The 22332-nt window shown below is 40.9% G+C and carries 23 protein-coding genes and 1 pseudogene; 20 read left to right on the top strand and 4 right to left on the bottom strand.

All coding sequences use genetic code 11. The features are described from left to right. Positions 1-278: 278 nt before the first annotated feature. Positions 279-560 carry a helix-turn-helix domain-containing protein gene (locus CD001_RS12025; RefSeq protein ID WP_096187950.1) on the bottom strand — a complete coding sequence of 94 codons (282 nt, stop codon included), beginning with the start codon at positions 558-560 and terminating at the stop codon, positions 279-281. Positions 561-723: 163 nt separating this feature from the next. On the opposite strand from CD001_RS12025, the gene CD001_RS12030 reads away from it, so the two are divergent. The 20 genes from CD001_RS12030 (at position 724) to CD001_RS12135 (ending at position 19097) form a co-directional block, all read left to right on the top strand. Continuing rightward, positions 724-1008 carry a hypothetical protein gene (locus CD001_RS12030; RefSeq protein WP_096187951.1) on the top strand — a complete coding sequence of 95 codons (285 nt, stop codon included), beginning with the start codon at positions 724-726 and terminating at the stop codon, positions 1006-1008. 130 nt (positions 1009-1138) lie between these two features. Further along, positions 1139-1366: a hypothetical protein gene (locus CD001_RS12035; protein WP_096187952.1), complete on the top strand. Its 228-nt coding sequence runs from the start codon at positions 1139-1141 to the stop codon at positions 1364-1366. Positions 1367-1613: 247 nt separating this feature from the next. After that, positions 1614-2195 (top strand): ParB/RepB/Spo0J family partition protein, encoded by a 582-nt coding sequence (locus tag CD001_RS12040; RefSeq protein WP_096187953.1) that lies wholly within the window; start codon positions 1614-1616, stop codon positions 2193-2195. Positions 2196-2265: 70 nt separating this feature from the next. Continuing rightward, positions 2266-2586 (top strand): DUF3102 domain-containing protein, encoded by a 321-nt coding sequence (locus tag CD001_RS12045; RefSeq protein ID WP_096187954.1) that lies wholly within the window; start codon positions 2266-2268, stop codon positions 2584-2586. 436 nt (positions 2587-3022) lie between these two features. Beyond that, positions 3023-3238, top strand: coding sequence for a helix-turn-helix transcriptional regulator (locus CD001_RS12050; RefSeq protein ID WP_179298714.1), 216 nt, complete (start codon positions 3023-3025; stop codon positions 3236-3238). A 443-nt stretch (positions 3239-3681) separates the two neighbouring features. Continuing rightward, positions 3682-4893: a hypothetical protein gene (locus tag CD001_RS12055; RefSeq protein ID WP_096187956.1), complete on the top strand. Its 1212-nt coding sequence runs from the start codon at positions 3682-3684 to the stop codon at positions 4891-4893. A 27-nt stretch (positions 4894-4920) separates the two neighbouring features. Continuing rightward, on the top strand, positions 4921-6060 hold the full coding sequence (locus CD001_RS12060; protein WP_096187957.1) for a hypothetical protein: 1140 nt from the start codon (positions 4921-4923) through the stop codon (positions 6058-6060). Then, positions 6057-6314, top strand: a complete 258-nt coding sequence (locus tag CD001_RS12065; protein ID WP_096187958.1) for a helix-turn-helix domain-containing protein — start codon at positions 6057-6059, stop codon at positions 6312-6314. Before CD001_RS12060 ends, CD001_RS12065 begins: the two co-directional genes overlap by 4 nt. A 565-nt stretch (positions 6315-6879) precedes the next feature. Further along, entirely contained in the window at positions 6880-7293 is a 414-nt protein-coding gene (locus CD001_RS12075; RefSeq protein ID WP_096187960.1) for a hypothetical protein, read from the top strand. Positions 7294-7620: 327 nt separating this feature from the next. Further along, on the top strand, positions 7621-8055 hold the full coding sequence (locus CD001_RS12085) for a hypothetical protein (protein ID WP_096187962.1): 435 nt from the start codon (positions 7621-7623) through the stop codon (positions 8053-8055). After that, positions 8045-8644 carry a hypothetical protein gene (locus CD001_RS12090; protein WP_096187963.1) on the top strand — a complete coding sequence of 200 codons (600 nt, stop codon included), beginning with the start codon at positions 8045-8047 and terminating at the stop codon, positions 8642-8644. Before CD001_RS12085 ends, CD001_RS12090 begins: the two co-directional genes overlap by 11 nt. Position 8645: 1 nt before the next feature. Then, positions 8646-9089, top strand: coding sequence for a hypothetical protein (locus CD001_RS12095; RefSeq protein WP_096187964.1), 444 nt, complete (start codon positions 8646-8648; stop codon positions 9087-9089). A 112-nt stretch (positions 9090-9201) separates the two neighbouring features. Further along, the gene (locus CD001_RS12100; RefSeq protein ID WP_096187965.1) at positions 9202-9396 is read left to right on the top strand and encodes a hypothetical protein; all 195 of its coding nucleotides are present in this window, start codon (positions 9202-9204) and stop codon (positions 9394-9396) included. Between the two features lie 34 nt (positions 9397-9430). Next, complete coding sequence (locus tag CD001_RS12105) at positions 9431-12460, top strand: phage tail tape measure protein (protein ID WP_096187966.1); 3030 nt, start codon at positions 9431-9433, stop codon at positions 12458-12460. A 1-nt stretch (position 12461) separates the two neighbouring features. Further along, positions 12462-12830, top strand: coding sequence for a phBC6A51 family helix-turn-helix protein (locus tag CD001_RS12110; RefSeq protein WP_096187967.1), 369 nt, complete (start codon positions 12462-12464; stop codon positions 12828-12830). Between the two features lie 696 nt (positions 12831-13526). Further along, positions 13527-14072, top strand: a complete 546-nt coding sequence (locus CD001_RS12115; RefSeq protein ID WP_096187968.1) for a site-specific integrase — start codon at positions 13527-13529, stop codon at positions 14070-14072. Positions 14073-14515: 443 nt separating this feature from the next. Then, positions 14516-15547: a CBASS cGAMP-activated phospholipase gene (locus tag CD001_RS12120; RefSeq protein WP_096187969.1), complete on the top strand. Its 1032-nt coding sequence runs from the start codon at positions 14516-14518 to the stop codon at positions 15545-15547. Beyond that, entirely contained in the window at positions 15525-16517 is a 993-nt protein-coding gene (locus CD001_RS12125) for a cyclic GMP-AMP synthase DncV-like nucleotidyltransferase (RefSeq protein ID WP_257009797.1), read from the top strand. Before CD001_RS12120 ends, CD001_RS12125 begins: the two co-directional genes overlap by 23 nt. Continuing rightward, a complete protein-coding gene (locus CD001_RS12130; RefSeq protein WP_096187971.1) occupies positions 16501-18258 on the top strand; it encodes a ThiF family adenylyltransferase in 1758 nt (585 codons plus the stop codon). The genes CD001_RS12125 and CD001_RS12130 overlap by 17 nt, the downstream gene beginning before the upstream one ends. Positions 18259-18278: 20 nt before the next feature. After that, positions 18279-19097, top strand: a complete 819-nt coding sequence (locus CD001_RS12135; protein ID WP_096187972.1) for a ribosomal-processing cysteine protease Prp — start codon at positions 18279-18281, stop codon at positions 19095-19097. A 153-nt stretch (positions 19098-19250) separates the two neighbouring features. On the opposite strand, the gene CD001_RS12140 is transcribed toward CD001_RS12135, so the two are convergent. The 3 genes and pseudogenes from CD001_RS12140 to CD001_RS12150 form a co-directional block, all read right to left on the bottom strand. After that, entirely contained in the window at positions 19251-20003 is a 753-nt protein-coding gene (locus tag CD001_RS12140; RefSeq protein WP_096187973.1) for a helix-turn-helix domain-containing protein, read from the bottom strand. Between the two features lie 52 nt (positions 20004-20055). Then, positions 20056-20604 (bottom strand): hypothetical protein, encoded by a 549-nt coding sequence (locus CD001_RS12145; RefSeq protein WP_096187974.1) that lies wholly within the window; start codon positions 20602-20604, stop codon positions 20056-20058. A gap of 538 nt (positions 20605-21142) precedes the next feature. Beyond that, positions 21143-22324, bottom strand: a pseudogene (locus CD001_RS12150) (hypothetical protein); the annotation flags it as partial. Positions 22325-22332: the final 8 nt, after the last annotated feature.

A 22332-nucleotide genomic window follows, 5' to 3' on the forward strand; every position in this document is an offset into this window, starting at 1 on the left:
TTTATTAGTAGCGGAGGTGACGAAAATGATAGAGTTTTTTAAACGGATAGTTAAGTGTAAGATTAAAAAATTACACAAGGTAAACGTGGCTGATGGTGTTTGTTTGCGCTGCGGTAAACAAGTTAGGTTTCGAAATAGATAGAAAAAGCCCCCGGTTCATCACGCCGGAGACTTCTTCCGATAGGACTGAGATTTATTTTAAAGAAAAGTTGAAGGAAAGTATTTGGAGTTTATGTAGAATATATCACCATTCACAAAAAAAAATAGACGGTTGCAACTTAGTTATTGCTGCCGTCGTCTTTCTTTAGGTCTATAATTTCAATAAGTTCAGATATATCAGTTATGTTTAATACAGTCGCAATCTTTTCTAAGTGATCCTTATTTATAGATGTACGTTGGTTGTTACATAACTCACTTATCGCGGCCGTCCTTATTCCTCCTTCTTCTCTTCCTCCGGTTAACTGGTGAAGGTCTTTTTGTGTTTTACCGTGTTTTTTAAGAAGCTCGTCCAATTTAATTCTGATTTGCTTTGTCTTTTCTATTCCTTTATTCTCCCGCATTCCATCACCTCCATGATTGAATTTATACCTTCATTATATACAAATAAAATAAATTCCGCAATTACGTAATTTTATTGTTGACATTACGAAATAACGGAATTATAATGAGGTTAAGTTACTAAATAACGAAATTTAGTAATAAAATAAAAAGGAGAGGATTTACATGAAAAAAGTAAAAGTTGCTTATTATTGGGAAGAGTTGGACGGCGAAAGGGTGTTCGAGGAAGGCGAAGGCTTCATGCTTACGGACACAATGGCGCTCATGGTCGATTATGACTTGCAACTCGTGCACATGGAGAATATCGAACCTAGCGCGGAATATCCGGGTTATTATGAGAATGCCGACAACTCACCGGGCTACATCGAATTTCCGATCAAATCCACGCCTAACTTTGCGCAAATGGACGGAATGACGGCGCTTGACTTGCTTTCGAAAGGGGCGATATAAATGGCGGCTAGATGCGAATGCTGCAACGGCAGTAAAGACGTTAAGGAGTCGATATTCAGCGGCGATGTACCGTATACTCTTTGTACAGACTGTAGGGCGATAGTGTTCGCGCGGAAAGGGGGTGTTCGCGATGGTTCGGGTTTCGTTTTCGTTAAAGTACGGTAAAATCGGCGTTGGTATTGCGGTGTTTTCGGTTGGCGACCGAACATACCACGTTACGGCGGACATATGGCGCGACTATGTAGGGCAAGCGGTGGCAGACGTTGAGGTCGAGTTATTGGCGGACATGGTCGATGAGATGAACGTTATATCAACGGTAAAACAGCCCGCAATCGGCAAATTGCAGGCGGCAGTGTAACGGAAATGCTCGGCGTCATTAGGCGGGGCGTTGAGCGGCGAGTAAGCTCCGATGAACCGACGGTAGGGGCGACCATGGCGGCTGGCATTATATAGATTGCGGTAAGGTGTGGCGGCCTTATCGTGCGGGCTACGGCAATAGCTCGCGAACATAGACGGAGGGAACGCATTGGCGGGCGTTCTTTTCCGTATTCCGATTATATAACGAACACACGTTCTTGTCAAGCGAAGGCGATTGAGTTACGGAATTGTTTCAGTCGGTGCAAGTTCACCACCTGAAAAAATTTTCACATGAACCGTGTGGGTCAACTGAAAAAGTCGAAGTTCCGGTCGAAATAATCGATGTTAACGAATGGGACGCGGAATATATGTTAATCGCGGAGAACGTAGAACGGCGAGGGCAGGCGGAAAGTGATCCGATAAAGAAAAGCCGGATAGCTTCTTTTCTAAAGGAATATTGGGGCGTTAAGAAAGGAAACAACCAACACAGCGTTCCCCAAAATGGGGAATCCAAAACATCCGAAGATATTGCGGAAGCTGTCGGAGTACAAGCGAAACATTTAAATAGAGTCCTCAAACTAAACGACCTCATACCGGAAATCCAAACGCTCGTAAGTACAAAGAAACTCGGTACTACGGCTGCGGAACAGCTTGCGTATCTATCAGAAGAAGAACAGCGCGCCTTACTTGCGGCAAAGGGCGACGTTAGCGGAACCACATTACAAGACGCGAAAAGTTACCGACAAGAAGCGAAAGAGGCGAATTCAGAAGGCGTAGACTTTTCGCAGAAATTAAAGGAAGCGGAAGAACGGGCGAAGAAGAATATGTAAATGTCGAGCCACAACCGAATACGACACAAATTATGCGACGTCGCATAAAACCCGAATTCGAATTCGCTTTATGAATCGTTGGACGAAAGGAATTTCACGTTCTTCACATGAAGAAACTGAAAAAACTGGTGAGTCGGTAGCGACAGATATAAACGTAATCACCGCGGAAATCAAATCGTATAAGCAAATCGCCGGCCGAGCAATATTCGAGATCGGTCGCCGGTTGAAACACGTCAAGGAACACGACCTCGCGCACGGTGAGTGGACGAGGTGGTTAGAAAGCGTCGATATTGTTCCGCAGACTGCGCGTAAGTTAATACAGGCGCATGAGCAATTTTCAAACCACGCGACGTCGAGCGTTTTGCCAGTCGGTAAAATATTCGAAATGTAATGTGCCAACTTTACGGCAAGCGAGCACTTTTTAATAGTAGAGGCACTAATCCGATGAAGCTACGTTATGGCAACCGTAGCGGAGGGCGATGCCTTCGTCAAATTACCGTAAGCGCGGTGAGCCTCGTAAACTTGCCGCGCGCTCCAAATTAAACGTGGACTTAAAATAATTACCGCACCTATACGGTGGTAGGCGTCGACCGCTAAAGTAGGAAGTTAGTTACCGTACATAAATTTTTTTAAAAATTAATATTGAAATTACCGATATAAATGGTATAATTAAACGTTTATGGGTTATTTGACTGTATAATAGTAGAGGGGTTTCCGCTAAGATCACCAACGGGGTTCTATTCCTCTTGCCGGCAGACTTCGCCAGTTCTGCCGTGCACTTTTTTTTAATGTGTTTGTAACGAAATATATACAAAGGGGTGGGGGATTTGTTAAGTAAAGAGATTATAAAATTTATAAGGTTACGCGATGATTTAAGTAGAGGTGAATTTGCGCAAAAGGTTGGGATTTCCCGGCCGTTAGTATCTGCGATTGAGCTCGGTGAAAGGCGGATCACGTCACAGACAAAAAATAAGATATACCGTGCGTTTGGATTAGACGATCAGAAAATAATTGAGATTGACCGTTTTATCAAACGATTGTAGGCGATGCCTCGCTACACGACTTTGGTTACTTGCATTATTTATATACCTTTGTCGCGAATATTGTATAAATAGCAATGAGGGCGGTTTTCCCGAATTGCAGGGCGCAGCCCTGGGAGTGGCTACACTCCACGTTATTAACGACTAATATCGGGCTAACGCCCGGCACTTCACTCGGTTCAGTGCAACCATACCATTTTGCGAGTATATATTTTACCGCGAAAAGTATAATTGCCGAGCCGGTAGGCGAAGGCTGAGGGACGTCTTTTTGTCCCGAATGTAATAGACCGCGGAAAAAGTTGCGTAATTCAATAACGCAGAATTCGAAAAAAACCGCTCAACCATGCGGGTTACAGCCGTTTTTCCTTAAAGGAGATAACGAAAAAATAAACGATAGTCGAGTAGCGTTCCTTTAACACGCTAAAGCGAAATAAGGGGGATAATTTATGACGGAAATAACGATAATTGATTCGATCATGGGCACGGGTAAAACATCATACGCAATTCAACGAATGAAAGAAGCGTCGACCGATGAACGTTTTATTTACATTACGCCATTTCTCGATGAGATAGAACGCGTCAAAGCGGCGATGAACAATCGGAATATTGTCGAGCCTAACAATGCGAACGATGAAGGGACGAAGCTCCGGTCATTAAAGCAACTTATCGCGGAGGGGTACGACATTGCCGCGACACATTCACTATTTAAGTCGGCGGACGACGAGTTGATTGAACTATTGGAGGGAGCCGGTTACACGTTAATACTGGACGAGGTAATGGACGTTGTGCAGCCGGCTAACATCAATCAACAGGACATCTACGCGTTATTAGAGTCGGGATATATCGAAATAGATGACGAGACAGGACAGGTTTATTGGCGTAATGAGGGATACTTGGAAGGTCGCTTTAATGATATTCGTTTGTTCGCTAAAGCCGGAAATTTGTACTCTTTTGATAATTCTTTTATCGTTTGGGCGTTCCCGGTCCGTGTATTTAAGACATTTGATCGCGTTGTGGTGATGACTTATTTATTCGACGGCCAACTGCAAAAGGCTTACTACGATTTGAACGGGTTACAGTATGGATATAAGTCGATAAAAAAGGACGAGGATGGTCGTTATATATTGACGGAATATGATCGACAGAAAGAGAATCGCGAACAATTAATTGCACTTATAGACATTTATGAGGGGAAGTTAAACGAAGTGGGAGACAGGCCGACGTCATTTAGTTCATCTTGGTTGAGTAATGCAGGCAAAAAGACACTCGACAAGGTTAGAAATAATACGGCTAACTATTTCCGGCGGCATAGTCAAACAAAAGTGAAAGAAAACCTTTGGACCACTAAAAAAGAGCGAAAGGATAGACTCGGAGGTTCGGGGTATAAATCTGCATGGATTCCGGTAAATACACGAGCGACAAACGAGTATAAAGATAGGAAGGCTTGCGCTTACTTATTCAATCGATATATGAACCCCTATGAGCGCAAGTATTTTGAATCACGAGGCGTTAAGGTTAATCAAGACTTACTCGCGGCGTCGGATTTACTTCAATGGATTTACCGTAGCAGAATTAGAGAGGGAAAGCCAATCCATTTATATATACCTTCCGCGCGAATGAGGGGGTTATTGAAGGCATGGGGGAACTATGAAATATAAAACATAGGTTAACTGAGGGGGAGCACTATGAAACTGGCGGAAAGGTTGATCAAAGAACAAGACGGCTATTGCGCATATTGCGACGAGAAAATCACGAAGGGGAAAATATATAATAACCGCGACCACGGCGTTATTTGCCGGTCATGTTATTCGGAAATTGGCGTTGGTGAACGCGAGCTGCGAACGTTTGACGATCGTTTAATCGACATGATGAACGAAGGTTTAGACATATTCGTGGAATCTGTTCGGGCAAATAAAGAGAAATACCCGACTAAAGTTCGGAATAATGACACATTAGAAGATCGAGAGAATGTGTACTACACTTTGCGCGATGAAATGAGAGATTTACTAAAAGAGTATCGTATCAAGACAGGTGTGCGTCCTAACGGCGATCGATTAGAAGAACTCGGTAAATTACTAGATATCCAGGCGCAAAGGGTCGAACATAAACGGGCGACGGAGTTACAGCATTTATCACCGGAAGAGATTGCGGAATTAGAACGGGAGTTTACGGATATGCCGAGAATGGCCGAAAGCGTGCAGGATATGCAGGACAATTACTTAACGGCGTATGAGCGCGGGTTAATGACGGAGAAAGAATTAACGGAGGTACTGGCGAAATTTAAAGAGTGCGCTTATCGCTTTTGCTATGCTGCGATAGATACACGGAAGGTACACGGCAATACTCGTCACTGTTGCGACCAGCATCGGGAAGCTGATAAGAACGCAAACAGACGTTACGAGAAAACCGGTACATACTTACCGGATTACGCGTATAGATCAAAAATGGTGCGGACGGTTGAAGAAGATTACCGTAAGCACGAAACGGCATTTAACGACGACTTTATCGGAATGTATTCGAAGGACGAAGGTGAGGCAATCGCGCAACGTCCGGGCGGTAAGTTAGATACACGCGGAGAAAGACGTAAGGTTCGGGAGCGAATGACACGCAACAGTCAAATACAGGAACAGCTTGAGAAATACGACGCATTTAAAGAGGGAGAAAATAACGAAATTTTTTCCGTAAATGTCGCTAGTGGCGCGAAGATGTGGGGTAAACGACCGTATAAAGATAGGAACGTTAGTTCGGTATTTTTGACTCCGTCTTTTTTAGCGGCGGAGGTAATAAAAGAATGTAATAGTAATAAAAAGGAGGTCATGAAATGAATTCTGAAACAGTGAAGGCGTTGAGGTATTATAAGGGGATGACACAGCAGCAACTTGCCGATGCAACTGGTTTTAGTCAATCATTAATCGCTAACGTGGAAAGTGGAGTGAAGAATGTCTCGCCTAGATTGCGTCATGAGTTATTAAAATTGATTGGCGATGACATAGGTTTCTTTGACGCGCTCGAAAAAGAACGTCAATTATTATTTTTTATTCGTGATTTTGAAGAAACTCATGTTTTCCCAACTAAATAATAACACACATAGAAAGTCAATGCAATATTTAATTTTCGGGGGAGTTAATTATGGGTTTAAAACAAGATTTTCAGAAACTGGCACGCGACCAGTGCGCCACCTACGACCGCGACGGCCTTTGCCTACTCGAGCGCGGAGGCTGCCGAACATGTTTATATTTTCGTGTTGATGTAGAGCTGCCGAGGTGCCCGTACTTTGAAAATAGCGTACTGCCCGGCGTCGATACACTACACACGCGTTATTGGCGTTTATTCGACGCAGACGGTTCAGGTAAGTATTGCACCGAGCCAAATTGCTCGAACGTTTTTGAGCCGAACAGCAATGCGCAAAAGTATTGCGGAGAGTGTCGGGAACGTAGGCAAAAAGAACAAAGAAAACGCGAGAATCAACGGTACTATTTGAGGCGCAAAAGTAAGGGGGTAATCAGGGGGTAAACGGGCGAAAATCAGGCGTTTTTCGGCGTCTAGCGCTTGATTTTAGAAACGCCACCCTTTACCGAATATTAGAAGTCTTAAACGGAGAATAACGGGGTCTATTTACCCTTAATCAAACGAGAGGTGAGTGAATGGAATTCGGACAAAACGTATACCTCGAGGAAGTTTACCGAGGACACACCGGCAAACGTAGACCAGTCACAGTATGGCCCGACGGTTCAATAACGGAAGTTGAACAGCGCGACTGGCCGCCAACTGTCGAGGGCTATCGTGCGAAACTGAAAGTCGCTGTCGAACATGTCGTGCCAGAAGTGGACGAGGAACTAGGCAAGCGACCGCCACATTATTGGTTAGCAAAAATCGCGATTGTTGACACGGTGACAAACGAGACAGTTTCGGAATTTGAACGTAATCTTTATCAAACTAGAAAAGTTGAGTCTGCGACAAGTCAAGCTAACCAAGCCGGAAAGCACCGGGCGTTTACTCTTGGCTATCGTGAAGTTATTCCGCATCGCTCTGCGGAAGTGATTAAAAATGACCGATGAAACGGTGAGCGGCTGGAGCCGTTTAAAGTTGGCTCGGTATTTTTAACGGGCGTCTCGTCGGGCTATGAAGCTATTACTGCGTTGCTAGCTCGGTGCTGCGATGAAGTAGGCGAGGGCAATAAGCTAATAGTTGCGAGGTCGACCGTTGAGCATTTCCGCAGAAAGAGCAAGGTAGAAAATAAAATAAACGTAATCAGTAAAAATCGAGGTATCACTTTTAAGGTGTTTTTTGATCGAAAAATGCCCGAGCCGATACAAAAAGAATGTATGTTGCTCGCTAATGACGCGCTCGATAGAAAAGAAACTATTTTCTCAGATATATAGGAGGTGGAGATTATTAAGCAGTTAATAATCGCAGACATACGAAAAATAGAAGATAAGCCGTTTCTCGTCGCGCAATACATCGACGAGGACGGTTTTTTAAGTGATAGTTTAATATTACCGCACGTAACGCAGCAAGGCACCGTTGAAAACTTGCGGGGACTTACCGAGGCTTATCCGGTCGACGTGTGGACGAGTTCACGCGAAATTTACAGTATATGTGTCGGCGCGCTCGGACTTAACGCGCAAATTAAGCACGACAGCGAAACGAGCTCGACCAAGCGACAAATTAACGAAGCGGACGAAATACTGCGCAGTATTTATCATATCGAGCAGGTTGCAGGGCCGGAAGAGCTGCCGTTTTGGCGTCGTTGGTTCTCGGTGGGATTGCGTAAATTATTAAAAATAATCGAGGGGGAGAAATACGAAAATGGAATTTAAACAATTAGAGCAATATCGAAAAGATAAAGCGGAAAATCTTGCACGTCAAAAAGAGGTTAGCGAAAAGCTGAATGATACAAAGGAAAAGCTCGAGGCCAAGCGCGCCGAATACGAGCAACTCGTCAAAGCCGGCCTTGAGAGCGGAAAGACTGACGAAACGAAACTCGCCAAAGTCGACGCGCAAATTAACGATCTTATCAGCCAAGCTAAACGCTTTGAGACGGAACAACGATTATTGCCTAGCGTGACGCGAAAGGGGCTCACAAAAGACGAAGTACTGGCGGCGTGGAATGACGAGTTTAAGCCGGCATATTTCGAAAAGTATGTTGCGCCTCAGCTTGAAAAATTGCGCGAAGCAAAGCTCGAGTATGTACGGCAACTCGAGGCCTATAACGAGATTATTCGCGACTATGAAGGCAAGCGCGAAGAAGCGTATACAGAGATCGGCAACCTAACAAGCTTCGGCAACAGCCACGAATTCAAATTCTCAAAGCTTCATATCGACATGACCGATTATACGCTACGCGAATACGAAGTCGAAGAATTAAAAGCCGGCCGTTTGCCGGACCATTTGAAAGGGGCGCTGTAATATGAGCGGACTAATACTCGAAAGCCATGTTAACCAAGCGAAGGAGCAAACGCAAGGCAGCCCGGACAGAATTGCGCAATATCAAACGTTAAAAAATCGATACCGCGAGCAAAACGCCGACCTATTTGACGAGGATAACCCGTTGCCTGCCCGTCCTAGCGAGGACTATGTCGCGCAACTCAAAACAAAAGCGAACGAGTCCGACGACCCGAACGACATGCTACGTTATCAAGTCGTAAAAGGGCGCGCGGAAGCACAGGCGGAGCAGCAGTCGAAAGTCGAGTCGATTCCGGCTTTATCGCAGGAATTAAGGCAACGAGTGCAAGCGGATAACATAAACGAAGTAGATTTGCGCAGGGCTGAGGAGTTAGCACGAGCGACAAACGACATTAAAGATATTGCGCTATATCAAACGATCAAAGCGAAAATAAGAGCGCAGTCATAATTTAACCGCGATGAAACAACGGCTCGGACATACCGTTGCGGAGCGCATGTCCCTCCTTTAACGCCTCGGCTAACCGCCGGGGCTATTTTATTTTAATCGAGAGGTGATCGGAATGGTAAACGAACAAAATGCAGCCGAAGTATTTTCTGATACTTGGAAATTAGAATTGTATTTGCGGCTAGTCGATAAGTTATCGACAAACGGCACGCTTTACGAGTGGATAAAAGAACACGGGCAGGATTACGTTACTAATTTCTTGCTCGAGGCGGTAATAAACGAATCAAAAACAATGAGAGTCGTCCAGTAAATGGGCGGCCTTTTTATTTAGGAGGAGTTAAAGAATGAATACACCAAATGCAGGTGAGATACGGGCCCGGCTTACATTAGAAATGGATAATTTTACCAAATCGATGAACGAGGCGAAACGCCACACCGAAGAAGCGAAAAAGAAGACGCAAAGTTACACGAAATCGATCAAACAGGTTGAAAAAGGAGCGCTACTAATGAGCGGCGCCGTTGCGGGAGCTATCATGACTTCCGTAAGAGCAGCGGCAAACTTTGAGGAATCTCTCAGCCGTGTTGCGAGTGTGACCGGCGCGAGTACAGAGGAGCTTGAGAAGCTGGAAGCAACAGCGAGAGAGCTCGCCGCCTCAACCGCCTTTAGTGCGCCGGAGGTATCCGAAAATTTTCTGAAATTGGGAATGGCTGGCTTCGATGTAAACGAGATTTTAGCCGCTACCCCTTCGATACTCAACGCCGCGACCGCCTCGGCCACCGATTTAGGTACAACCGCCGATATCGTATCTAACGTTTTAAGCGGGTTTAATATGTCCGCCGAGGAAACAGACCGAGCCGTCGACGTTCTAGTATCGACTATCTCCAGCGCAAACACGGACTTGCCGCAACTTGGGCAAGCGCTCAGTTACATTGGGCCGGTCGCTGCGAGTCTTGGTTACGATATTGAAGAAGCGGCGGCAGCAGTCGGTGTATTAAGTGATAACGGGCTCGCCGGCAGCCGCGCGGGAACGACGTTACGTCAGACGATGTTATCGCTCGCCTCGCCTACGTCTGAAGCGGCCACTGAGATGGAAAAATATGGCATTAACCTACTCGACGCTAATGACGAAATGTTGCCGATGCCTGAAATCGTCGGAAATATAGCTGACGCCATGGACGGCATGACAGACGCGCAAAAAACGCAAGTTGCCCAGACTTTGGTCGGTACCCAAGCCGCTTCGGGCTTCCTTACGTTAATTTCGCAAGGCGAGGACGCGCTTGCCGACTATACAGGTCAGTTGCGCGATAGTGAGGGCGCAGCGAGTGACATGGCGGCCATACAACAAGATAACCTTAATGGCAGCTTCCGTGAATTTCAGTCGGCGATGGGCGAGTTAGGAATCGCAATTGGACAGGAGTATCTGCCGGCTGTAAGACGGATGATTGAAAGAGCCACGGAGTTAACGAGGTGGTTTGGTGAGTTAAATCCTGCGACGGTTACGCTCGGACTTAACTTCGTCGGAGCATCGGCAGGGATTGCGTTAGCAGTAACCGCAGCCCTACGGTTAGCGACGGCTTTAAGGGGACTTATGATGCTCCACCCAGCCGGATGGCTTGTGTTAGGCCTATCGTTAGTCGGAGGAGGTATTTTTGCGCTAACTCAGCATATGAGGGATGGCCATGAGGTTAATACGGAGTATGCCGAGGGTTTACTAGATCAAGCGCAATCGCTCGAGGAAGTAACGGCGCGTTACGATGAACTACGTCGTCAGTCCGGCTTAACAACGGATCAAATCGGCGACTTACTCGACATTCAAAAAAGAATGGAATCGGAAAGTGACCCGGAGGAATTGGCGAAGCTAGAAAAAGCATACGAGGATATTGCTGAAAAGTCGGGATTATCACGCGATGAAATCAGCGAATTACTCGAAGCTAATGACGCGATTATCGATCAGACACCGTATGTTGAACAGACGTTTACTGATCGCGGTAATGCCGTGGTCGAATCGACTGACGCGGTAAATGACTATATTCAATCATTGCGTAACATGGCGTGGGAAGAGCTGCAAATCGAAAGGATAAAAGCGCTTGAAAATGAGGCTACCTTGCTGCGAGATAATCAAAAAATTCGTGAAGACATTGAACAAGTAGAGATTAGACTTGCGGAGATACAAGACGCCTACAATATGTCGGAAGAGGAACGGAAAGATCGCGTGCAAGAAATCCTCGCGTTAACAGCAGACCAAAATACTAGCGCCGAGGAAAGGCTGGAGCTTGAGCGCGAATTAGGCGCGTTAGATATAGTTAAACGTGGAGCGAGCGCACAATACCTTGAAGATTTGCAGGAACAAAGGAAAGAACTTGCTCAACAACTTGAAGATAATGAGGCGAAACTAGGGCAACTTGAAGAGGTTGACGATGCACTAGCAGGGATTTTATTACTCGAGCTCGGCATCAACGAAACCGGGAAAGAAGGCTTAGAAATTGCCGACGAAAAGCTTGAAAAACTTCGAGATGAAAAAGCCGAGGTAGAAGAACAAATCGCAAAAGAAGGCGATAAACACGGCATTTTACAAATGCACGTTGATGAATTAAACGAACAAATCGGCAGGCACGAGTCCATAATCGGGCAGATCGAGGAAGAAACACGTCTCAGTTCGGAAGTTCTTAGCATTGAAGATGATCGAAACAGAAAAATCGACCAAATGAACGACCGCCTTGCCGACCAAGAACAGACGCAGCAAGACATTAATCGCGAAGCCGGCCGAATTAATGAAACAATAGCGGACGGCGTAACGGGTGCTCAAACGATGAATGACGAGTTGTCGCAGAGTATCGATAAACACGTCAACGTCACGGACAACGGAACTATCGACGAAATTAACCGACGCGCATCTAATCCGGTCACGAAGGTTATTAATTTTCGCGAGCAGATGTCGAACGCAGTCCGGTCGCATTTAACTCGCCACAACGGCGGACTAGTCGGACAGTACCGACCGGGCGATGGACCGGCGGGCACGTTGCATGGCGGGGGAATGCCGAGTCATTTCCTCGATAGAATGCCGATGTTTAACGAAGTCGACGTGCGCTTGCTACGCAACGAAATGGTGCTCACGGAAGGGCAACAGGCGAATTTGTTCCGCGCGCTACAAGGCAGCGGGCAGGTGCAACAGGTCGATTCGGGGAACGGCGGCTATTCCTCGGAAATGTTGGCGGTATTACGAAGCATAGACCGTGGAATAGCCGGTGGTAAAGCCGTTAGCGTAGTTATGGACGGAGAAAAAGTCGGCCAAATGACGGAGCCTTACGTTAGCCGCGAGCAACACGACCGGCATGGTTTACAGAAAATATTCAACGGAGATTGGGGGCGTTAAAATGCGAAAATTAAACGAAAAGCAGTTGCAGGCAATCGAAATCTTATCGACGGTGCACGGCCTCGAGTACCAGGAAATCGCCGCAAAGCTGGGTGTAACTGACCGCACATTACGTAACTGGCGCAAAGATGGCGACTTTAACGACGAGCTCAAGCGGGCGATTGTGCGTAAGAGTGCCGACATGTTGCCGGAGGTAATGGAGTCAATACCGGGGCATATTATAAACGACGGCAACGCGGCTATGTTCCGCACGTTCTTGCAGGCACACGGTATGTTGACGGAAAAGCACGAGGTAGAAGCCGTAGGTAGCCCGCAGGCCGACATAGGCGACATTAAAACGAAGGTTGCGCATTACCGCAAGGAACAGTAATATAGTTGCACGGGTGGTTACGATCATCCGTGTAAACCTACATAGATACGGAACAGACGACACCCCGGAAATAGGGTACGTACATATAAGAAGGAACTTGTATATACAACCGTCTTGAGCTTCCGTTAATTTCCGATAGAGCTACGTTTTAGCCCGTCCGTGCGTTGACACGTTACGAGGATACGGGCGGTTATAGCCCGCGACAGGGGCCTGCTGAACGCCCCTTGCCGAAACTCAGGGGGTTATAGGGCGATAGGGCGACACGGCTACACACGCATACATACGGATATGGGGCGGTATATCCTGCGACACCCTGCCGGCGGGCGACCCCTCGAACGCTTTGAGGCGGATTTTATGCAACTTTTATGCAAAGTCGAGCGGAGAACAAACGTTGATTTAACGCGGTTTCTTCGATTGCATAAACGGAAATGATCGTTCGTAAATAACAAATCGCTTAATAACACGTCTTTCAGCGTTTTTTCAACGTAACAAAAGGACATTAAGTTACAGTCGTTATGCCTTCAAATGAATAAAAAACCACCGACCCCCAACGCCCCCTCAAATATTCCCTGCGCCTGATGCCCGCAAATTACGCACAAAAATTTTCATTTCGGAAATATTTTCCTTGCATACCGTAATCACTTCGTTATATACTCGGTGTAACATAACATATCGATAAGTTACGGAGGGGTAACGATGGCTAACGAAGTAAATCCGATTAAGGACCTGAAAGACATACGCAAAATGAAAGCCGCACTCGCCGGCCGCGACCGTTTAATGTTCGTGATGGGAGTTTCTCTAGGCTTGCGAATCGGCGACCTTTTAACGTTAAAGCTCGGAGACTTACGCGGCAAAGAGGAGATAAAGCTCCGCGAACAGAAGACGGGTAAGCCCCGCAGAATTAAGCTGAGTAAAACGGTAAAGAACGAAGTTGCGAAGCTGGACGGTCGAAACAACGAGTATATATTTCTCAGTAGACAGGGCGGTAATAAAGCGATTAGCCGAGTGCAAGCCTACCGTATATTAAATGCAGCGGCCGAGCGGGCAGGAATTGCGGGTAAAATTGGCGCAGTAGGTACGCATACTTTGCGTAAAACATTCGGCTATCAATTGTATACGCAGGGGCACGACATAACCCGTATTATGGCGATATTAAACCACAGCACCCCGGCTATGACGTTAAAATACATCGGCATTACCCGCGATGAAATAGACGCGGCGTATGATGCGATCGAAGTTTAATAAATAATTCTTGTCCAATTCGGACATATATCGTATAATCAACGAAAAGGAAAGCGGTAGTGTGCAATCAATTCGAGGTATATCGCTCAAATGGACGGTTTGCATAACGTAAGCCTATACGGTGGTTCAAGCACGACTCAAAATCGTGTTCCTCACGGAGTGTCGGTTCGACCCCGACCACCGGTACCAACCCTACAGACACAAATTATAAAGTACTATTATAGACAACGTAAATAATTAACTTAAAGTTAAGCAACAGAGTATATTATATTCTGTTGCTTTTTTACTTTTTAAAACTATATATTGACGAAGATATATTATAAATATGGAAATTTTTTAATTTAATATCGAAAGTATGTTCTCGTATAATTCAGTCAATTATGTTAGAATTTAGTTACATAATATTACAATTATTTTAATTTTAAAGAGAGGTGGTGTATTGAATGAAGGAATTAGAACCCTATAAAATATTATCTATTGATGGTGGTGGAATTAAAGGTTTATATTCAGCGGTAATTCTGTCTGACTTTGAAGAAAAGTACGGTAAGTTAAATAATTACTTTGATTTAATATGCGGTACTTCTACGGGAGGAATTATCGCCCTTGCACTATCAGCAGGTATCCCTGCAAAAGAAATTGTAAGTCTTTATGAAAAGAATGGCCCCAAAATTTTTCCTTATAATACGAAATATACTCGCTTATTTCATAAAATTAAACAGGCTTTATTTACATCGAAGTATAGTGATAGCAATTTAAGGTTGGCTCTAGTTAATGTTTTTGGGGAAAAAAGAATTAGGGATTGTAAAACAAATGTATTGATACCAACTTCAAATATTACTAGGGGAACACCATGTATAATTAAAACCGATCATCATGATGAATTAGGAAGAGATAGCAACCATTTATTAGTTGATGTTGCATTAGCAACTGCTGCTGCACCAACTTATTTCCCTATACAAGAAATATCTACAATGGAACACAATAATGACCAGTTTGCAGACGGTGGTTTATTTGCAAATAACCCGTCGTTACACGGAATTCAAGAAGCATATCGTTATTTTATCGGCAAATCAAATTATAAGTATGGAAATTTTAGTTTATTATCTATATCCACACTCCATCAAAATTTTTCATACCAAAAACCACTTAAAATTCGGCGAAGGTCGTTTGTACAGTGGAATGTAAAATTAATTTCTTTAATGATGGATTTACAGTCTATTTCAACTCATTACCATATAGAATATTTAAATAAGTCACTTAACGGTAATTATGTAAGAATTGGTAGTGAACCTCTCACAAATGAGGAAAGTAAGAAAATTGATTTGGACAAAGCATCTAATGATTCTATTGTATTACTTAAGCAAAAAGGGCATGAGGCAAGTAGAAAATGGATTGAAGAACCTGAACTACTGCATTTTTTTGATAATGATATTGAAAAAATAAATAATAGAGGTGAGGCAGTTGGCACAATGTAATGATTTATTTCTTGACTTTGATAAAGAAATTAAATTGAAACCTGAAAAGAAGAAATCCTTGCGTACATCGAGGAATGCACTAAGAACCAAAATTCAGAATTATTTTGAAACTAATTTGAAAGTATCAAAGCCAAAATTTTGGGGACAAGGCTCATATATGATGAATACTACTATTAAACCCATTGAAGGTGAATATGATATAGATGATGGTGTGTATTTAATACATTTAGCAGGCAAAAATGAAGGGGAATGGCCACTAGCAAGTACAGTACATAACTGGATTGTAAATGCTGTTGAGGATCACACGAGTACTCCTCCAATTAATAAAAATACTTGTGTACGTATCGTCTACAAAGATGATTATCATATTGACTTTCCAATCTATGTTAAAGGAGACGATGCTGAACATCCAAAATTGGCTCATAAAACAAATGGTTGGATTGATAGCGACCCGAAGGCGTTAACTAACTGGTTTCATTCAGAAGTAACAGAGAAAGGTAGTCAACTTAAACGAATGGTTAGGTATTTTAAAGCATGGAAGGATAATAAAAAGGGAGATAATAAGTTTCCTAGTGGAATGGTTTTTACAATACTGGCTGCAAACTATTTTGTTGAGGGTTATGTAGACGATGACGACTCTGCATTTATTGCACTTGCTAAAGAAATTTATGACGCTTTAAGTGATTCATTTAGTTTGAAACGACCGGTTTTTCCGGATGAAGAGTTGTTAGATGATTGGTCAGAAACTGCGAAAAACAATTTTTTAAGTAAATTATCAACTCTGATAACAAATGGACAAAAGGCTCTAGAAAAAGAGGAAATAAGTGATTCAGTTGATATTTGGAGAAAAGTATTTGGAGAACGTTTTCCCGAATACACTCCACCTGAAACTGAAAATAGAGTGAACAAAGGGGATGCTTTACAAACATCATCACCAGCAATTTTAGGAAATCATGGACGTTCCTCATAACTTGGAAGAAATCTATTCAAATATTAGGAGCGAATCTGTTCGATATCTCGAAAAACATTATGGGGCAATAAAAGTTAATCCAGAAGACACTAACAAATATCCTGTTACATTAAAAGTGAGGGTATCGGTAGTGGAACATGAGTTAAATTTATTAGTTAGCCTTCCTTTTAACTTTCCTGATTCGTTTCCTAAAGTAAAGTTAGATGAACAAAGTTTTCAAAAAGTATATCCTTTACCACACCTAAGTATGTCTAAAACGCTTTGCCTATTTGATGAAGTAGCAGCAAGTCCGAATCCTGAACAGCCCATAGGTGTATTAGAAGCAACAATTAAAAAGTGTAAGGAAATATTATCTAAAGGCATATTAAAACAAAACCTTAATGATTACTCAGATGAATTTGAAACTTATTGGGCTGAAAACAGTAGGGGGTTCTATTTATCAATCGTAAAACCTTCTGGAACTTCTAAAGAGGTGTACTTAGCCCCATTTAAGTATCAAAATTGGTTAGAAAAAGGAATCTTTGCTGATAAAAAAAGTGATGCCATTAACTGGGTTCATAATTTAGGTGGAATAATTAATGAAGAAGAGATAACTAAGGTTTTATATATCCCATTAAAAGAACCTATTAAATATCCATTTCCTAAAAATAATAAAGAGATTTATAACTTATTGAAAGAAAATAAATGTAATTTAAAGAGCCTTACCAATTTTTTGTCAAAAAACAAAAGACCAACTAAAGTATTATTTTCAATGGAAGATGACAGTCAGTATTCATGGGGTGTTTGGGAGCATTCTAAACCTTACAAAGAGATTGTATCAAAGTATAAAGGTCGTAGAAGAATACAAACCGGTATAAAGGGATTTAGGGCAAATAAGCAACATGGTTTACTTGAGATAATAAAGGAATTTCCAATGGTGGAACTTAATAAATATTCAGTTGAAGATGTTAGTGCCATTCGTTTGAAAACACGAGGTGGAGATGGAAAGGTAGAAAATATTGAAAATAAAGTAGCAATAGTGGGGTGTGGTGCTGTTGGAAGTCAAATTGCACAAGGAATTTTCGATATCGGAATTCAAGACTTATTATTAATTGATAATGATATTTTAAGTTTTGAAAATATAAATAGACACCTCTGTGGTGCTGATCATGTTGGGGAATTGAAAACAGAGGCAGTTAAAAGCAAACTTAGCAAGCACTACCCAACAAGTAATATTGATGTATACAATGAAAATGTTTTATCAGTTCTTATGGAAAATCCAGATGCCTTGAATTCTTATGATTTAATAATAGTTGCAATAAGTAATACTCCAACAGAGTTAAGGATTAATGAGTTACAAAGAGAAAATATAATTAAAAAGCCTATATTAAATATATGGGTTGAACCTTATTTAGCCGGAGGACATGCAATATGGAATGAACCAAATAATAGTGTACCTCTTAACATATTATTTAATAATGAAGGTTTATATAAATACCAAATATTAAAGGATGGAAACGTGTATTCTAAAAGGGAACTTGGGTGCTATACTTCCTATGTTCCTTATGGAGTACTGGAATTAAAAAAATTCATCGTGGAAGTGATGTTTTTTATTCAACAACAATTAGTTTATGAAGATAATAAAAGTAGGATTTTCACATGGATTGGGAACCTGACTGAGCAGAGAAAAAAGAAACGTTTGCTAGCAACAAAGTGGGTAGGGGCAACTGATTTTTCCAGTAGGATACAAGAAATTGAATAAACCATGAAAGTGTGGATTTAATGATTTATAAGTTCGGTGAAATGCATATTGTTTTTACAGAACAAGTAGTAAGGTTATTTGATTCTTATAAGCAAAGGAACAAAAAACAACATGAAGCAGGAGGAGTACTTTTAGGGAAGGTGTATAATGATCTAATATTAGTAGATAGGGTTTCAGAACCAACAAAGGGAGATAAATCAGGTCTCTACTATTTTTATAGAAATGTTCATAAAGCGCAAGAGATTATTAAAACGGCTTGGGAAGAGTCGAGCGGGGAAAGAATTTATTTAGGAGAGTGGCATACTCATCCTGAGGAAAATGCACATCCTTCTAAGGACGATAAAAGTTTAATAAGTAATATGCTTAATGATTCTTATATGGAAATAGATTTTTTATTTATGGTCATAATTGGAGTTGTAAAACCTTTTGTTGCAGTGCACAAAAGGGACCAATTATATATAGAAGAATTGGCCCCACTTAAATCCTCAGACGGGTTGGATATTACACTATATGAAAACAAAAAGAGTATTGTTGGTTTTAAAGTAGTGGGCTATTTAAATATTGGTCCTATAGGTAATGATATTTACAATGCTGCATTTTCACAGATATTTTTTGGTACAATAAATTCCATTCTTACATTGACAGAAGTATCTGACTACATTTTAGAACAAGAAAAAGCATTTATTAAGTTTATAGTTCCAAAATTAAATTTGAATGAAGAAAAGGATATAGTAACTCTTTTAGAAGGTATGAAGATACAAATTAGAATGTTGATAAATGAGATGGAAGCAAAACAACTTGAAAAACATGTTTGCGTTAAAACAAATTATTTAGTTTAATTTTAGATTAATCACTGTAATTTGGAATAAGGTAAAGAATAAAGAGACAGTTCATTAAATGGATCAATTTTATTTTTTTTGAGTGTATTAAAAATAGAGCATGATCCTTAAATGACTGTCTCTAAATAAAATATTGGCAGATAATCATAATTATTAAAAAGTACTTTCCTCTAACCGCTTTAATGCCTTTTCGTAAGCAGCATTTCGTTCTTTTTCTTCCCAATCAAGCCTTTCTAAAATTCGTTGCCAATAGATATTTCCTTCTATTGCATAGGATTTCGCTGTCTCTCTCCATAAATATGCTTCGGCCTCTTCCAGTACAATGAAATACCTGCTATGAATTTTGAAGTGGGGCATTCCTTCTTCTTTTATTAGACCATAGACCGTAGCCGGACTAGTTCTGAAGTGATTTGCTGCTTCTTTAATAGTTAGTACCGTCCTACCATAGTAACTTTCTTTCTTTTTTTGGGACTCGCTTTTAATTTCATCTGAGAAGTTATTCAATTCTTCTCTTATAATTTTTCTGAATATATCTTCTATCATTGGAGATTCCTCCTTTTCTTTACGTAACGATTCGATTTCAGCCTGTACAGCAGATACATCCCATTTATTGTCTGGATCAGTCCAGCCATATTTCTTATAATTATTAATTGTTTCTGTTATTTCATCTTCCAAAAAAATTAGTCTAGACAACACTTTTCTATGCGGCATTGCCCTTGTAAAAGTTAACTGCCGTAATGTGTATGTACCTATGCCTGTCAATTGTGATACTTCTTGCAAAGTTAAATATTTTTTTGTTGTATTCTTTTCATTTTCTCCAAGAGTTCTAACGAATTGTGATACTTCATCTTTGACAACGAATTGGAAAAGTTCTTCAAATGAAAAATCGAATGATTGTTTAGTCATTTTTTCACCTAACCTTATTTAAAGGAGTTACCTCGAAATAATATTTTCGGCTTTAATAATCAGGGTTAATCCACACTATATCACCTATTTTATTTGTGAGACTTTTACTTTCTTTTAACGACATTACAAAATGATGTTTTTTATAAAAGTGAGTCAGTCTGTCCATATGATCTTCATCTACTCTTGATATCCAGCCAGAAATCTTTTTTGATTTCTTCTGAACTGCAATATTTATTAGTTGGTTGAGTAATATGCCCCCATAACCATTGCTTGCTAGGTGTTCTTCAATTTCGATATCACCTAACTCAATTTCTGAGAAGTCATAGTTAAAGAATGCTTTTAAAACCGGTTCCGGGTATAGCAAACCATTATCATTTATTATTCTTATTTTTAGAACTATCTCTCTTTCTTCTTCCTCTGGAAGGTCATAAAAATGCCTATATAAAATCAATGAACATTTTTCTTTATTAATGATTTCAATTATTTCAAATCCTTTATTAGCAATGTTATTTGATTGATATTGTACTTCATATTCAATGTTACCCCTTCTTTGTAAAGGTTCATTTAGTTGTCTATTAAATAATGTTTTAAATAAATCCAAGAAACTCCCTCTCTTTATCATAAAATAGTTGTAATTTATTGTTAGTTTAATTCTATCATATAAATATGGCCCGATTATTTAAAAGAATGTAGTGGCTTATTTGCTGAGATACAGTTTTTTGGACAGCAGCCAAAATTCAATAAAATCGCTGATTTTCGGGTGTTTTAAGCGGTTATAAAAAAATGTCGATATAAATGCTATTATTTTCGGCAGTATACATTTTTCTATTTTTTTCTAGAGTGGTGTACCCCTTTGTATGGATTTTTTTCGGTTGATTTTTTTCGCGAATAAAATCTCTAGAGGATTACTATCAAAGATATAATTTTAAACAGTTTTGTAATGATTGAAACATTTAAAATCAGTAATTATCTGTTATAAATTTGTGTCGATTTTGTTTTAAACGGTTTTGTGATGATTAAAACATTATTCAGCAGTAACAAACTGTGAAATAAATAGTTTCTTGTAGTTATGTATGGTTTTGTAATGATTAAAACCTTAACGATCCTTTATAAACAGATTGTTAAGGTTTTTTACTTTATTAGATACCAACTAAGTCAAAATAATAATGTCGTACTAAATTTGCTTTTATTTTTCGGTAATCAGACAAATCCATTAGAGTGAAATCTAATTTTTTATCATCCGTCTTCACAAAGTCAGGAAGCCAAATTTTATATAAATTTGGTTTATGCATTGGTCTGACACCATCGTGATAGTAATCGTAATTCTGGTAATATTCTAAACTCCCGTTTTCTTGAAGTTTTTTAATGTGAGTAAATGCTGTTCTCGGAGAGTGGCCAGTGGCTGTAGAAACCTGTTGATAACTCATGAAAAACCACCCATCTTTTCTAGAGAAGCGTTTGTGATGGATTAGTAAAGCCATATAGGTAGAGAGTGGTTTAGGTGTATTTTGACTGCCGAATAATGCTTCTACTTCGGATGAATAAAAGGAAATAGTTTTACTTTGTTCTAAAAATGAAAAATCTTTTTGCATTGCGCTAATTGCCATTCTCTTAATCTCTTTTTGGCATTCCTTATAAGGGGTCTTATACATATTTTTAGGTTGTGCTATAAGCCATTTCGTTAATGCATCTTCAATTTCTTCTTGATGAAACCCAAGGTGACGATAATAATAACTTAGTTGAACAAGACTTTTGTGACGGGTTCCCGGTGATTGTATGCCATATCGGAGCAATGTTTCTGCTTTTTCAACAGTAGGTGTATCTAAATCTCTAGTTGGTATGGATATAGTTTTTTTCTTTACTTTGGTAATACTTTTGGGCTTTTTCTGATAAGAGTGATCCTCTAAGATGGTTTCAATTATATCGTTATTTACTTTATCAACTGTTAGTATGTATTCTTGTGTTTTAATAGGAGCACAGCCGTCGTCTATATCTACAAACCAGCAAATGTTCCCTGTTTTTCTATGTATACCTAAAGGTAATTTCATTCCTTGATTTGGTAGTGGGCGACGCTCAATTTCTCCTTCCGGGAAAACGTCTATTAATTCACCTATTTTGTTTTTTACAATGTTAAACAACTGTTCAGATTGGGTAATATGTATTTCCTTTTCAAAAAAAATTTCTACGTGGTACCCCTTGCTTCCACTCATATTAGCATATATCAAGATTTTTGGAATCCCTAAGTCACATAGGACCTCACGTATAACATATACCATTCGCTTAGCCTCGCTCATAACTGGTACATCTATATCAAAAGAAAGGAACTTAA

Origin of the sequence: Evansella halocellulosilytica (genome assembly GCF_002335745.1) — a bacterium.
Taxonomy (GTDB): Bacteria; Bacillota; Bacilli; order Bacillales; family Salisediminibacteriaceae; genus Bacillus_CA; species Bacillus_CA halocellulosilytica.